At 69.0% G+C, this 14,178-nt stretch carries 14 protein-coding genes; 5 read left to right on the forward strand and 9 right to left on the reverse strand.

The window, feature by feature from the left end:
* Nucleotides 1–486 precede the first annotated feature (486 nt).
* Entirely contained in the window at nt 487–1,089 is a 603-nt protein-coding gene (locus GHC57_RS14810) for a GNAT family N-acetyltransferase (protein ID WP_153345630.1), read from the reverse strand.
* Between the two features lie 92 nt (nt 1,090–1,181).
* Here GHC57_RS14810 and GHC57_RS14815 point away from each other — a divergent pair, with 92 nt between their 5' ends.
* Both GHC57_RS14815 and GHC57_RS14820 read left to right on the forward strand, forming a co-directional pair.
* A complete protein-coding gene (locus GHC57_RS14815) occupies nt 1,182–1,847 on the forward strand; it encodes an MT-A70 family methyltransferase (protein ID WP_343031187.1) in 666 nt (221 codons plus the stop codon).
* A gap of 252 nt (nt 1,848–2,099) precedes the next feature.
* Nucleotides 2,100–2,720, forward strand: coding sequence for a class I SAM-dependent DNA methyltransferase (locus GHC57_RS14820; RefSeq protein WP_153345632.1), 621 nt, complete (start codon nt 2,100–2,102; stop codon nt 2,718–2,720).
* 12 nt (nt 2,721–2,732) lie between these two features.
* Here GHC57_RS14820 and GHC57_RS14825 read toward each other — a convergent pair whose 3' ends face one another.
* The 6 genes from GHC57_RS14825 to GHC57_RS14850 are packed head-to-tail and all read right to left on the reverse strand — an operon-like array spanning nt 2,733 to nt 8,203.
* On the reverse strand, nt 2,733–3,167 hold the full coding sequence (locus GHC57_RS14825; RefSeq protein WP_153345634.1) for a DUF2141 domain-containing protein: 435 nt from the start codon (nt 3,165–3,167) through the stop codon (nt 2,733–2,735).
* A gap of 5 nt (nt 3,168–3,172) precedes the next feature.
* A complete protein-coding gene (locus tag GHC57_RS14830; protein WP_153345636.1) occupies nt 3,173–3,886 on the reverse strand; it encodes a c-type cytochrome in 714 nt (237 codons plus the stop codon).
* Between the two features lie 14 nt (nt 3,887–3,900).
* Nucleotides 3,901–5,211 (reverse strand): NAD(P)/FAD-dependent oxidoreductase, encoded by a 1,311-nt coding sequence (locus tag GHC57_RS14835; protein WP_153345638.1) that lies wholly within the window; start codon nt 5,209–5,211, stop codon nt 3,901–3,903.
* Nucleotides 5,208–5,567: a c-type cytochrome gene (locus GHC57_RS14840; protein ID WP_153345640.1), complete on the reverse strand. Its 360-nt coding sequence runs from the start codon at nt 5,565–5,567 to the stop codon at nt 5,208–5,210. The genes GHC57_RS14835 and GHC57_RS14840 overlap by 4 nt, the downstream gene beginning before the upstream one ends.
* An 11-nt stretch (nt 5,568–5,578) precedes the next feature.
* A complete protein-coding gene (locus GHC57_RS14845) occupies nt 5,579–6,802 on the reverse strand; it encodes a hypothetical protein (protein ID WP_153345642.1) in 1,224 nt (407 codons plus the stop codon).
* Between the two features lie 3 nt (nt 6,803–6,805).
* Entirely contained in the window at nt 6,806–8,203 is a 1,398-nt protein-coding gene (locus GHC57_RS14850; protein WP_211369210.1) for a c-type cytochrome, read from the reverse strand.
* A gap of 513 nt (nt 8,204–8,716) precedes the next feature.
* Between GHC57_RS14850 and GHC57_RS14855 the strand changes: the two genes are divergently transcribed.
* The 3 genes from GHC57_RS14855 (at nt 8,717) to GHC57_RS14865 (ending at nt 12,056) form a co-directional block, all read left to right on the forward strand.
* The gene (locus GHC57_RS14855; protein ID WP_153345644.1) at nt 8,717–10,672 is read left to right on the forward strand and encodes an acyl CoA:acetate/3-ketoacid CoA transferase; all 1,956 of its coding nucleotides are present in this window, start codon (nt 8,717–8,719) and stop codon (nt 10,670–10,672) included.
* Between the two features lie 99 nt (nt 10,673–10,771).
* A complete protein-coding gene (locus tag GHC57_RS14860; RefSeq protein WP_153345646.1) occupies nt 10,772–11,263 on the forward strand; it encodes a hypothetical protein in 492 nt (163 codons plus the stop codon).
* Nucleotides 11,253–12,056: a DUF1828 domain-containing protein gene (locus tag GHC57_RS14865; protein WP_153345648.1), complete on the forward strand. Its 804-nt coding sequence runs from the start codon at nt 11,253–11,255 to the stop codon at nt 12,054–12,056. Before GHC57_RS14860 ends, GHC57_RS14865 begins: the two co-directional genes overlap by 11 nt.
* A gap of 9 nt (nt 12,057–12,065) precedes the next feature.
* Here GHC57_RS14865 and GHC57_RS14870 read toward each other — a convergent pair whose 3' ends face one another.
* Both GHC57_RS14870 and GHC57_RS14875 read right to left on the reverse strand, forming a co-directional pair.
* Complete coding sequence (locus GHC57_RS14870; protein ID WP_153345650.1) at nt 12,066–13,349, reverse strand: TRAP transporter large permease; 1,284 nt, start codon at nt 13,347–13,349, stop codon at nt 12,066–12,068.
* Nucleotides 13,346–13,891: a TRAP transporter small permease gene (locus GHC57_RS14875; RefSeq protein ID WP_153345652.1), complete on the reverse strand. Its 546-nt coding sequence runs from the start codon at nt 13,889–13,891 to the stop codon at nt 13,346–13,348. The genes GHC57_RS14870 and GHC57_RS14875 overlap by 4 nt, the downstream gene beginning before the upstream one ends.
* Between the last annotated feature and the right edge of the window lie 287 nt (nt 13,892–14,178).

Below are 14,178 nucleotides of genomic sequence, written 5' to 3' on the forward strand. Positions count from 1 at the left end.
GAGCCCTCCTCGCCAGCCAGTGGACCTGTTACCCATGTTGCCGGTCTATTCTGTTACCTAGGTAGCCGGTCTGTACCCCGACACAACCCCTCCCCAGCCCTCCCCATTCCATGGGGAGGGAGTCCGGCCGGCTCCTGGTGTAACGGGACGCCTCCCCCATTCATGGGGGAGGTCGGGAGGGGGTTCAGGTGTGACGCGCAACGCCAGAGAGGAGGGGCCTGGACAGCGCAGCATGACCCCCTCGCCGCCGTGAACCGTCCGCTCCCCGGAAATCCGTGATGAACTCTTTTTGATCGGCGATGAGTCGAGTGGGCCTGACGCCGGGCGGGAGTTGCACTCCCGCCCGAAGCGTTTTCATCCCCATCCGTTGGACGAAACGGTCCGGACGGGGCTGCAAGCCCCGTCCGGCATGGTCTTCGTCGAATACGCGTATTGGTCTGGCGGGTCTGATCGGCTGCGAACCCGACGTGTCCGGTTTTGCGCCGGTCACTCCGAGGGCGCCAGGCGCCGGACCCAGAAGGCCATCGGCTTGGGGCTCTCGGCCGGCTCGTCCAGATCGCGCCAGGAGAACGCGCAGCGCGCTCCCGGCAGCGGGGCATAGCCGCGCCGTCGCCAGAAGGCGTCCAGCGGCACATAATCGGCCGGCCGCCGCGGATGGTCCGCCGGCCGCTCGACGGCGCAGAACACGGCGTGGGTCATGCCGCCCAGGGCCCGGGCGTGGGCCTCGCGGGCCTCGAAGAAGCCCACGCCGAGGCCCCGGCCCCGGTACGCGGGCAACAGCACCGATTCCCCGAAATAGAACGTGGCGGCCACGTCCAGGCCGCCGTCCGCGACCGCCCGGCGGACGTCGTCCGGCTCGCCGACAAGGGGCACGCCGGTGGCGGCGCCCACCACCCTGTCGCCGTCCAGGGCCGCCACAAGGACACCGCCGGGGGTCTCGACATAGGTGCGCAGATAGCGCCGCTCATAGGCCGCGTCGCCATCGTACAGGTACGGGAAGGCGCGGAAGACGGCGATGCGCAGCCGGGCGAGGTCGTCCAGATGGGCATCGAGGTCGGCCCCCGTCAGGGTGCGCAGGGTGACGGGCATGGACTCCTCCGGTCGAACGGAAACTGGCGAGGGACCTTCGGGATGCTACAGTGACCGACGCGTTGTTGCCATGCCCCGCTCCGGACCGTGCCGTGACCGATCCGCCGCCCGACATCGTTGATCCCGGACCTATGCCCGATCCCGCCGCCGAGCTGCTGGCGCTGGCGGACCGGGGGCCGTTCGCAACCGTGCTCGCGGACCCGCCGTGGCGCTTCACCAACCGCACCGGCAAGATGGCCCCGGAGCACCGCCGCCTGACCCGCTACGGCACCCTGGACACGCCGGCCATCGCCGCGCTGCCGGTGGAGGCGCTGGCCGCGCCCACGGCGCATTGTTACCTCTGGGTGCCCAACGCCCTGCTGCCGGAGGGCCTGGCGGTGCTCGCCGCCTGGGGGTTCACCTACAAGACCAACCTGATCTGGCACAAGATCCGCAAGGACAAGGGCAGTGACGGGCGCGGCGTCGGGTTCTACTTCCGCAACGTCACCGAAATGCTGCTGTTCGGGGTGCGCGGCCCGCACGCCCGCACGCTCGACCCGGGCCGGCGGCAGGTCAACCTGCTGGCCGCGCCCAAGCAGGAGCATTCGCGCAAGCCGGCGGCCTTCCACGACCTGATCGAGGCCTGCTCGCCCGGTCCCCGGCTGGAGATGTTCGCGCGGGGCGTGCGGGCGGGCTGGACCTGCTGGGGCGATCAGGCCGACGCCGGCTACCGCCCGGACTGGGCCACCCGCACCGGCCGGAGCGCGCCTCCGGGGTGACGGGACCATTGGGGGTTGCGCCGGGTCCCCCTGGCTGGGGTAGGGTCTCCCCGTCTTCCCGACCGGGACGGCTTGTCATCTCTGCGGCGGGTGAGAGTGTCTCACCCGCCGAACGGCCCCGGCCCTCTCCCCCACCCGGCCACCCATAGAATACTGTCGTGGGTGGCCGGGTGGGGGAGTGGGCCGGCCACGGACTCCAACGGTCCTCGTCAGAGGCCGTTGGTATCATTCACAGGACAGGATTCCGAGACCATGGCCAGGGACGAACGCCTGCAACAGGCGTATGCAGTGGAAACCCCCGACGAGGTCCGCGCCCTGTATCGCGACTGGGCGGAGGGCTACGATCAGGACGTGGTGGACCAATTGGGCTACATCGCGCCGCGCCATGCCGCGCGCGCGTTCGCCGACGCCTTTCCGGACACCACCGGGCGGGTGCTCGATGTGGGCTGCGGCACGGGTCTGGTGGGCCAGGAGCTGCGCGCGCTGGGCTATCGGCACGTGGATGGGCTCGACATCTCGCCGGAGATGCTGACGGTCGCCGCCAAGAAGGGCGTCTATGACCGGGTGATGGAAGGCGACCTGACGGCGCGCCTCGATCTGCCCGACGACCGCTATGACGGCATCGTCTGTGTGGGCACCTTCACTCACGGCCACGTGGGGCCGGACGGCCTGCGCGAATTGATCCGCGTGACGCGCGCCGGCGGACCGATCACCTTCACCGTCAACGACGGCGTGTACGACGCCCAGGACTACGACACCGCCCTGGCGGCGCTGGAAGAGGGCGGCCACGCCCGCGTGACGGCGCGCGCGCGGACGGACTACCTGCCGGGCGAGAACATCGGCTGCCGCCTCATCACCCTGACGGCGGGGTGAGTCTCGCCCGCATCAGTACCGCATCTCGATCCGGATCGTGGTGCCCTCGGGCGGCAAGATGACGGCGGTGTCGTCGAAGTCCGGCGGGCCGCTGAGGGTGGGGTTGGTGGAGACCCCATAGCCCTCGGTGGGCATCATGCCCAGGAAGCGGTCCAGGTCGCCGTCGTCGTCCTCGTCGTGGTAGACGATGACGGCATAGCGGCCCGGCGGCAGCGCCACCGGCTCCAGATCCACCGTCCCGCCCGGGCGCGCCGCCACGGCCAGGGCCGCCACGGCCTCGTCCGGTTCGCGGAAGGTCTCGGCGTTGTCATAGATGTCGGCGCGCACGGACCCGTCGCCCGCCTCCACGCCGATCACGGTGATCGCCAGGGGCGCGGTATCCGCCGCGCCCGCCGGTCCGGCCAGGGCGACGGCCGCCAGGGCCGCCGCCAGAGTCGCTGTCCTCATGGGCATCACTCCAGCCCCGCGTAGTAGGCCGCCAGGGCGGCGATCTCGTCGTCGCTCAGGCGGTCGGCGAAGAATCGCATGTTCTTGTCCGTGTCGCTGGCCCGGACCCCGCCATGGAACAGGCGCAGGGTGCGCTCCAGATAGGCGCGCTCCAGCCCGGCAAGGCGCGGCACCTCCGGCTTGCCGCCGGTGCCGGAGACCCCGTGACACGACGCGCAGGCGGTCATCAGCCGCGACGGATCGCCGTGGCGGACCAGGGTCATGACCGCCGGCGCAGCCTCGGCCGAGGCCTGCGCCGTGCCCGCGTCCGGGGCGGGCAGGACTGCGCCGGCATAGTACGCGGCCAGGTCGGCCAGGTCCTGGTCGTCGAGCGCCCGCACGGTGGCGGCCATGGACTCCCAGCGGCCGTCGCCCTCGACCCGGCGGCCGTCGCGGTAGTCCAGCAGGGTCTTGTAGACATAGACCCGGGCCTGACCGGCCACGGAGGGATAGTTCTCACTCCAGGCCACGCCGTCGGTGCCGTGGCAGGACGCGCACCAGTAGGTGTCATGCAGGTCGGCGCCGCGCGCGGCATCCCCGGCCGGCATGGTCTTCATCAGGGTCATCAGGTCGGCCGGAGTCAGCGCCGGGGCGGCGGTCGGCGGCTCCGAGGCGGTCGCCGCGCCCCCCAGTATCAGGGCGCCGGCCAGGGTCACGGTCTTCAGGATACGGGTCGTCATCGCGGGCCCCTCCCTCACGAGAACACATCGGCGGCGAAGGTGCGGTGCCAGTTCTTCTGGTACACCGCCTCCAGCACCGGCCGGTTGGGTGCGTCATCGACGGGCGACACGCCCCCCGAGCCCGCGACGTTCACGATCTCGCCGGCCGGATCGACCTCGTAGATGGAGGCGATGGAGACCCCGTAGCTCTCCCCCACCAGGCTGTAGCAGGCGTTGGCGAAGGTGGGCACGGGCAGGGGCTCGCCCGCCAGTTCGGCGCGGATGACATGGGCCACCAGCTTGGCCTGACTGTTGGCGGCATAGCCGGACTTGGGCATGGCGCCGGCGATGCAGGCGTCGCCGATGACGTGGGTGTCCTCGGCCAGATCGGACCGGAACGTGCTCTGGTCCACCGGGCACCAGCCGTCGCCGTTGGTCAGGCCCAGCGTGCCGGCCAGACGCCCGGCGCGCATGGCGGGGATGACGTTGACCAGATCGCCCCGGATGCGGCCGCCGGCGGCCTCGACGGTCATGGTCCCGGGCTCGACCGCGCTGACCAGCCCGCCCTCGGCGGCCGGGATCCACTCCAGCACGGCCTTGTCGGTGCCGAAGCCGTAGAGGCGCTCCCATCCGGCCTTGAACGGCCCGTCCTTGGTGAAGGCGTTCTTGGGGTCCAGGATCAGGACCTTGCCGGTCGGATTGTGGTGCTGCATCCACTCGGCCATCATCGAGGCGCGCTCGTACGGCCCCGGCGGGCAGCGGTAGGGATTGGGCGGGGCCACGATGATGACGCGCCCGCCCTGGGGCACGGCCTTGAGCTGGTCGCGCAGCAGTTCGGTTTGCCGCCCGGCGTGCCAGCCGTGGGGCATGACGGTGTCGGCGACCTCTTCCGAGTAGCCCCAGACGGAGTCGTACACCAGATCCACCCCCGGCGAGACGATCAGCCGGTCATAGGGCACCCGGGTGCCGTCTGCCATGGCCACCTGCCTGCGGTCGCGGTCCACGCCGACGATCTCGCCGAACACCCCCGTCACCCCATAACGGCTCATGACCGCGTCGTGGGTGAAGGTGATGGTCCGCATGTCATGCACACCCACGATCACGTCGTTGGAGCGCGGGCAGGTGTAGTAGGTGCGGTCGCGGTCGATCAGCGTGACCGAGACGCCCGGGTTGGTCAGGGCGATGTACTTGGCGGCGGTGGTGCCGCCGATGCCGCCGCCCAGGATCACGACCCGGTGCCGGGCCGGCTGGGCGCGCACCACGGGCGCGGCCAGCGCGAGGCCGGTGGTCGCGGCCGCGCCGGCCAGCAGGCGGCGGCGGGAGAGGATGAGGGAGTTGGGGCTCATCGGTGGGCCTCCTGCGGCAGCGGGTCGGCCGGCAGCGCGGCATAATGCGCGGCCAGGGCGGCGACATCGTCTTCGGTGAACGCCTTGGCGATGCGGTCCATGATGGTGCCGGGGCGCCGGTCGTCCCGGAACGCCCGCATGGCGGCGACGAAGTCCTCGGGGTCCATGCCGGCCAGCGCGGGCATGGCCTCGGTGAAGACGCGGCCGTCCATGCCGTGGCAGGTGGCGCAGTTCTGGGCGATCAGGTCGGGCGTGGGGCGGCGGTCGCCGTCGGCGGCCCCGGCGGGAGTCCAGACGGCGGGCGATGCCACCGCAAGCGCGGCCGCCAGCACAAGCGGGAAAACACGGGTCTGCATGGCGGCGGTCCTCACTGCATCCAGACATAGAAGCCGATGGCGAAGAACTGGAGGATCCACACCAGGATCGCGCCGATCGACAGCGTGCCCAGGCGGTCCACCACGGGGCCGGGGGTGTAGACCCCCTCGGTCCGGCCCGCGTTCCACACCACCGCGATCAGGTAGGTCAGCGTCAGCCCGCCCACGATCGCGAAGGTGGCGAAGAACAGCACGGTGGAATACCAGTCCATGTTCAGCGGGTAGTCGAACACCTGATAGCCGTGCTCGCCCACCAGGATGGCGTAGCGCAGCGCCTCGCGGCTGATGGCCACCAGCAGGCCCGCGACCAGCAGCACCACAAGCCCCAGGTAGGACCCGGCGCTGTCGCGCGCCGGCGGCTTCAGCGCCATCCCGCCCGCCAGCAGCAGGCCCAGCAGCGGCGGCCACACCCAGACGGAGGCGCCGAAGCCCGCGACCTTCTCGGGCAGGGTGGCCATCCAGCCGATGCCCAGCAGGATCACCAGCGCGGTGCCGCCCAGCATCATGGTGCGGCCCAGGCGGCCGGCGAAGTCCAGGTAGGTGGCCGGATAGCGGTTCGGGCGCACGGCGAAATAGTGCCGCATGGCGATCAGCCACGCGCCGGTGACCGGCAGCGCCATGGCGATGAAGAAGGCGAAGCGGAACGGCGCGAAGGCCTTGTAGTTGTCGCCGCTGGCGTCGATCACGCCGTCCGGCGCGTACCAGCCCTTCCAGTCCTCGGGGAACAGCATTTCCCGGGTCAGCACGTGCATGATGGAGCCGACCACCAGCAGCAGGACGACCGACACCACGATGGCCCACGCCGATCTGCGCGGCGCCTGCGCGTCGCCCTGCGTGTTCCGGAAATAGAACAGGTACATGGCCAGATAGGCGACGATCAGGATCAGGATGAACGCCATCACCCAGCGCGCCGACAGCACGTTCGCGGTGTACCAGAACGGATCATAGATCACCTGCACGAACAGCAGCGGGGCGACGCCGATCACGATGGCCACCGAGACCGACACCTTGGCCACATCCAGCATGGCCAGGCCCAGCCGGCGGCCGTGCGGGTTGGGGGTGAAGGCGCCGTACACGGCGAGGCCCGACGCCCCCAGCATGAGCTGCACCGCGAAGATGTGCAGCGCGAAGGTCAGCACGCCGAGGCCCATGAACACCTCGGGGAAGAACGGCAGGCCGGCGGGATCGCGCAGCGCCATCAGGGTTTGGGCGTCCATGGCTCAGTTCTCCGTGTCGAGGGCGAGACGACGGGCGGCGGCGGCGTATGCGTCGGCCGCGGCGGGGTCCTCCAGCCAGGCGATGTAGACCGCCAGGGCCTCGAACTCGTCGTGGGTCAGGGGCATGGCCGGCATGTACATGGTCGCGCCCGTGGACAGCGCGGCCTTCAGGTAGTCCCGAATGGCCGCCACGTCGGTCTCGTCGCCGAAGTAATTGCGGATGGGCCGGATGCCGGTCTCGCTGAGGTTGTGGCAGTTCGAACACATCGTCAGCGCGATGGCCTCGCCGGCGGCCACGGCGTTTTCCGGGGTCACGGTGCGCAGGCCGTCCGGCAGGAACGGATGGGTCGCCAGCACGCCGTGCGCGGCCAGGGTGGGCAGCTCCGACTCGATGTTCATGCCGGGCACGTCGCGCGCCACGATCTGGTTGGAGTACAGGTACTGCCCGGCCACGAAGGGCTTGCGGATGGATTCGCGCGCGGTCTCCTCGGGCCACAGCCCGAACACCAGGATCACCACCGTCATCGTCGCCGCCACCGAGCGGATCAGAAGGCGCGGCTGGATCATGGTGACGATGAAGTAGGTCCCGATGATCGCCAGCGTGATGAGCATGCTGTCGTCGAAGTACGCCGGCAGGCGGTTGGCGACGACCACCTCGGTCTCGGGCGGCAGGGTGGTCATGTACCACTTCAGCAGCCCGAACCCGATCACGCCCGAGATCAGGCCCATGATGCCCAGGCGGCGCGCGATGTCGCGCTTCAGGGCCTTGTCCTTCAGGCCCGCGACCACGATGCCGCCGACCACCGCCGTCATGGTGAACATGAAGGCCACGCGCATCGCCAGATGGGCGAAGGTGTTGGACCCGTAAAAGCCGTTCAGATAGCCGCCCTCGGCGAACCAGGCCGCCTTGCCCGGCCACATCATGAACGACAGGATGCCGACGATGATGAGCATGGTCGTCAGGGATGCGAGGCCGAAGATCCACGCGATCTTCAGGTGGGTGCGTTTGTCCACCTTCCCGATCAGGTAGATGATGAGATAGACGCCCACCACCTCGATCACGAAGAACACCCACTCCGTCGCCCACTTCCACACGAAGCTGTGGATCAGCGCGGAGATGCCGCGCGGGCTGGCGACCGTGGTCGAATACCAGATGCCCGGCCCGGTGATGGACCCCAGCACATACGAGAAGATCAGCAGGAACAGGCCGTAGGACTTGATGTAGTCCAGCAGCTCCGGCCGGTCGTCGCGATAGGCGATGGTGGCGAGGTAGGTGAAGAACAGCGCCGCGCCGACGGCGGTGTGCGACATCAGCACGTGAATCGTCGCGATGATGCCGACGACCCAGCCGTTGCCGACGAACGGCTCCGACCAGGTCGGGTACAGGCCCAGGATCTCCATGGTGCGGACCCCTGTGTGGGTGAATGTCAGGCCGCCCGCCGGGCGCGCTGGCGCGTCATGGTGCCGGGCGAGGAACAGCGTCCATGAGCGTTTTCTAAATTAGACAAATTACAATGACAAGATAAAACGACGAAACCACCGAAAAAAACGCGGGTGGCTATAATAATAAACCAATAAAAAATCGCCCGGCCGACAGTCATTCGGCAGGCTGGCCCGTCTTCCAATGTGGGTCTTTTGGGGCGCGGGCCTTCAGGCCCTGTGCGGCTGCATCGTTGTCTTCATGCGTGGGTGCGACACCTGCCGATCGGGTCTGCGTGGCCTGCCTGTCGCCGACGCCAGTCCTGTGAGACCGGCCCGACTCGTTTCACCTGCAACCATGCCCCTCCCCGTTCGGGCAGGCATTGCGATTCCGCAAGGCGGAGGGTTCGCCCGTCGTTGACAGGCGCGGCGGTTCGGAGAACCCTCGCGGGGGGCTGGGTCAGGCAGCCTTGATCGGTTGGGGGGGAACGCCGCATGGACGTGTCACCGCACGCGCTGAGAACGCGCAAGGCCAAGAACAAGATCGTCTCGGCGGCCGAGGCGGTGGCGATGATCCGGGACGGCGATGTGCTGTGCAACGCGGGCTTCGTCGGCTGCGGTGTGCCTGACGAGCTGCTGGCCGCGCTGGCGGAACGGTTCCGGGAGAGCGCCCGGCCGCGGGACCTGACCCTGCTGTTCGCCGCCGGGCAGGGCGACGGCCAGGAGCGGGGCCTCAACCGCCTCGCCCTCGATGGGCTCGTGCGCCGGGTCGTCGGCGGTCACTGGGGGCTGATCCCCAAGCTGGGCCGCATGGCGATCGAGGAAAAGATCGACGCCTACAACCTGCCGCAGGGCTGCATCTCCCAGCTTTATCGCGACATCGCCGCCAGCAAGCCGGGCACGATCTCGCGGGTGGGGCTGGAAACCTTCGTCGATCCGCGCCTGGAGGGCGGGCGCATCAACGCCCGCTCCACCGAAGCCATGGTGGAACGGATCACCCTGGGCGGCGAGGAGTACCTGTTCTACAAGGCGATCCCGATCAATGTCGCCTTCATCCGGGGCACCACGGCCGACGCCCAGGGCAACCTGACCATGGAGCGCGAGGCCCTGACCCTGGACACGCTGGCCATGGCCATGGCGACGCGCAATTCGGGCGGGCTGGTCATCGCCCAGGTGGAGCGCATCGCCGAGGCCGGCTCGCTGCATCCCCGACAGGTGCGTGTGCCGGGCATCCTGGTGGACTGCGTGGTGAAGAGCCGGCCCGAGAACCACGTCCAGACCTACGCCACGCCCTACAGCCCGGTGTTCTCGACCGAGGTGCGCACGCCCATGGACGGCCTGCCGGTCATGCCGCTGGACGACCGCAAGGTGATCGCGCGCCGCGCCGCGTTCGAGCTGCCCGCCAACGGCGTCGTCAACCTGGGCATCGGCATGCCGGAAGGCGTGGCCTCGGTCGCGGTCGAGGAGCGCATCATTCGCGAGGTGACCTTGACCGCCGAACCGGGCATCGTCGGCGGCATCCCGGCCAACGGCCTGGACTTCGGCGCGGCGTACAATCCCGACGCCATCATCGACCAGAACCAGCAGTTCGACTTCTACGACGGCGGCGGCCTCGATCTGGCCTGCCTGGGGCTGGCCCAGTGCGACGCCCACGGCAACGTCAACGTCTCGCGCTTCGGCCCCCGGCTGGCCGGGGCCGGCGGCTTCATCAACATCAGCCAGAACGCCCGCCGGGTGGTTTTCGCCGGCACCTTCACCGCCGACGGTCTGGCGGTTGCGATCGAGAAGGGCCGGCTGCGCATCGTCTCGGAGGGGCGGCTGCGCAAGTTCCGCCGGCAGGTGGAGCAGGTCACGTTCTCCGGCACGCGGGCCGCCCGGCTGGGCAAATCGGTGCTGTACGTCACGGAACGCTGCGTGTTCACGCTGGAGAAGGGCGGTCTGCGGCTGGCCGAGGTGGCCCCCGGCATCGACATCGAGCGCGACATTCTCGCCACCATGGACTTCCGGCCGCTGATCGACCGCCCCCGCACCATGGACGCGGTGATCTTCCGCGACGGCCCGATGGGGCTTGCCGAGCGCTTCAAGGCGCTCAGCCTGACCGAGCGCATCACCTACGATGCGGCCCAGAACCGGCTGTTCGTGAATTTCGAGAACCTGCGCGTGGATCGGCTGGCGCAGATCCAGGAGATCGAGACCATCGCCGTGCGCATCTGCGAGGCCCAGGGCCGGCGCGTGGACGTGGTGGTGAACTACGACGGCTTCGTGGTGCAGGAGGACGTGGCCGACGCCTACGCCGAGATGGTGGGCCGCATGGTCGAGCGCTACTACCGCCACGTCAGCCGCTATTCCACCAACGCCTTCCTGCGCGTGAAACTGGGCGACCGCCAGCCCAAGGGCGGCGTCGGGCGGCAGTCTTGGGGGGATCGCCTGTCCGGGCGGCCTGACGATTGACCCATTCATGGTATAGTGCCGCCTCTTCCCCAATTCAGGGGCCGTGGCAGACCCGGCGGAGCCTGGTCCGCCGTGCGGGGGTGAGGAAGGCGGGGTACGATGCGCGTCCGGCATATCATCTTGAAAAAGAAGCAGGTCCTGAGAGATACGCTCTGGAAAGATGGCCTCGTGCCGCCGCGACACTGTCCCGTCCTCAACAAGAGCAAGCCCCTGGGTGAGGGGTGGGTCTGGCGATCAGCAGCCCTGACGTGCGACGACGGCCATGACTATATCCTGTTCGTCCAGGCGCGCCCCGCCCGCCTGAACTGGAGTGCCCGACTCCTGGTCGCGACCCCGAAGGGGTGGTCATGTGTGGCGCGGTTCGAGAGTCATCCCTGCGAGCCCCGTCATGCGCATGCGGACTGCGACCGGAGCGGGCAGGAGGTCGGACCCACCAGCATGGACACCTTGACCCGGTTTCCGGCGTCCGATCTGATGGATCGTCCGATGCCATCATGGGACAGAGAGTCGTTCTGGGCGGCCGCGCAGCGCTTCTACCGGGTCACGCGTGATATGGGCCCGCTATTCGAGCAGGTCGCAGATGGTCGATGAAACAACACTTGAGACGCGCCTGTGCAAAGCCTTTTGCGCGGATTTGAAAGTCCGTGCGGTCGAGGACGGATTCGCCATCGCGACACCGTTCACGGACGAGTCAGGCGACAGAATGACCTTTTTTGCCGTCCGGGAGGTTGATGGCTGGCTCTTGGCGGACGACGGGGATTACCTGGCGTCCCTGATCGGGGCCGGGATCGATATCGAGACGAGTCAGCGCGGGGACATGCTTGACCGGATCCTGCGGGAGGCCGATGCGTATTGGGATCGGGATACCTTCGAGATCAAGTCGTCCCGGGTCTCCGACGACGATCACTTGCCCGATCGCGCCATCCGGTTTCTGTCCGGTCTGCTGCGCACTCGGGATCTGTCGCTGATGACCCGGGAGGCGGTGCGCGCCACGTTCAGGGACGATGCGCGGAAAGCCCTGTTCGAACGATTGGCAGGCTTGGCCGATATTGAGGAGGGGGCGCCTGTCTCGAAGAGCCTGGAGGACATTCCCGCGGACTTTCTTGTCAGTCCGAGGGGGCCGGGAAACACGGCGGCCATCTTCGTCGTGACTCGGAATGAACGGTTGATGGAGGCCCTGCTCCTGCAGGCGGAAGCCCAGGCGCAGAACGTTCAGAATCTTTCCGTGATCGCGCTCCTGGAAGACACCAACTTCAGTGCCATCAGCCGGAAGAACCTGAAACGAGCCCACAACCGGCTCGATGGCGTGCCTGTTTTTCGGGGCGACGAACGGGCCGCGATCGAGTCCATCGTCAGGGTGGCGCGCCTGGAGGCCGCCGGATAGCCCCCCGGCCTAGCCGTCGAACACCAGCCCGGGCAGCCACAGGGACAGCGCGGGCACGAAGGTGATGACCATCAGCGCCACCATCAGCGGCACCAGGAACGGCAGCGCGGCCCGGATCACCGAGGCCACCGGCACCCGCCCCACGGCGGCGATCACGAACAGCCCCACGCCCATGGGCGGGGTCATGATGCCGATCAGCAGGTTGAAGCACAGGATCACGCCGAAGTGGACCGGATCGACGCCCAGGGCCGTCGCCACCGGCAGCAGCAGCGAGCCGGCGATCAGGATCGCCGCCGTCGTCTCCATCAGGCAGCCGATCACCAGCAGCAACAGGTTCAGCATCAACAGGCCGACGATGGGCGAGTCTCCGGCCAAGGTGATGAGACTCGCCAACTGGTGGGCCGTGCCCTCCACCGTAATCAGCCAGCCGAACACGGCCGAGACCGCGATCAGATAGAGGATGGTCGCCGAGGTCATGGCCGACTCGCGCAACGCGGTCATCAGCACGCCCAGGGTCAGGGTGCGGTACATCACGCCCACCAGCAGGGTGTAGAGCACGGCCGCCACCCCGGCCTCGGTGGGGGTGACGGAGCCGGAGACCAGCCCCGCCAGCACGATGACCGGCGCCAGCAGCGCCGGCCCGGCGCTCAGCGCGCGGCGGCCCAGCACGGACAGGCTGAAGCGGTCGGTGGCCGGGCAGGGCTCGCGGCCGGTGCGGGCCAGCACATAGATATAGATCATCAGCACGAGGCCGATCAGCACCCCCGGCACCAGCCCGGCCAGGAACAGCCGCCCGGTCGAAACCCCGGTGGCGGCGGAATAGACCACCATCACCACGGACGGCGGGATGATCGGGCCGATCACCGACGACGCCAGGGTGACGGCGGCGGCGAAGGCGGGGCGATACCCGGCGCGGCGCATGGCCTGCATCTCGACCGTGCCCAGCCCGGCCGCATCGGCCAGCGCGGCCCCGGACATGCCGGCGAAGATCATGCTGGCGCCCACGTTCACCTGGGCCAGCGCGCCGGGAATGCTGCCGAAGACGGCCCGGGCGAAGTCGAAGATGCGCTGGGTCGCCCCCACCCCGTTCAGCAGATTGCCAACAAGAATGAAGAACGGCACCGCCAGCAGCACGAAGGACTCGACCCCCGTGCTCATGTAGCGCGGCACCTGGCTGAGCGGATAGCCGCCCGCCAGCAGACCGACAAGGCAGGCGATGCCCATGGCGCTGGCCGCCGAGGCCCGCATCAGCAGCAGGGCGAAGAACAGGCCGAGGGCGAGCAGCGCGATCAATGGGCCTCTCCCGACCGGGCCAGGGGGCTGGCCGCGTCCTCGGCCTCGGTGGTCCCGACCGCCCGGCCGCGCGCCGACAGCAGCCACACGATATAGAACAGGCTGGTCAGCGCGATGGAGGCCCCGGCGTAGATGATGGGCATCGTGAACACGAAGCGCGGCAATTCCAGCAGGTAGGTGCGGGTGATGATCTGGGACGGGTAGAGCAGCGCCCCCTGCCACGCCACCACCGCGCCGAACACCGCCGAGACCGTCCAGGCCGCCAGCATGAGCGGGCGCTTCAGGGCCTCCGGCGCGCGGGTCATCAGGGTGTCGATGGTGATGAAGGCCCGCGCCTTGTACACCCCGGCCGCGCCGACGAAGATCATGATCTTCAGCAGCAGCAGGCCCACTTCCTCGGCCCACAGCAGCGAGCCGCCGAACCCGGTGCGGACCACCGCCTGCACGGCCGTGACCCCGCAGGTGGCCGCCAGCGCGGCCATGGCGAGTGCGACCTCGACCCGCCCGAGGCGCCCGAGCACCCGGCGCGCGGCATCAAGCATGACGACGGGCCTCCCCTCGCTGTCGTTGGATGGCGGTCACCGCGCGGCTCGCGAGCCTCGTCAGCCCACCGCCAGGAAAAGTGTACCGGCGTTGTGCGCCGGTGTCATGGGACGTCGGCCCGATGCGCCGGGAGTCCAGACCGACGGCGACTCCCGTTAACCGTTATGCCCTGTCGCGTCTGGCGCCGTAAACTCCCGGTTGGGGCGTTGACACGCCGATGCGCCAGGGACAAGGTATACACACAATATACACGGCGTCCCCACCCCCATGTCCATCGGGAGATGTC

Source organism: Roseospira navarrensis (genome assembly GCF_009601025.1).
In the GTDB taxonomy this organism is placed as follows: Bacteria; Pseudomonadota; Alphaproteobacteria; order Rhodospirillales; family Rhodospirillaceae; genus Rhodospira; species Rhodospira navarrensis.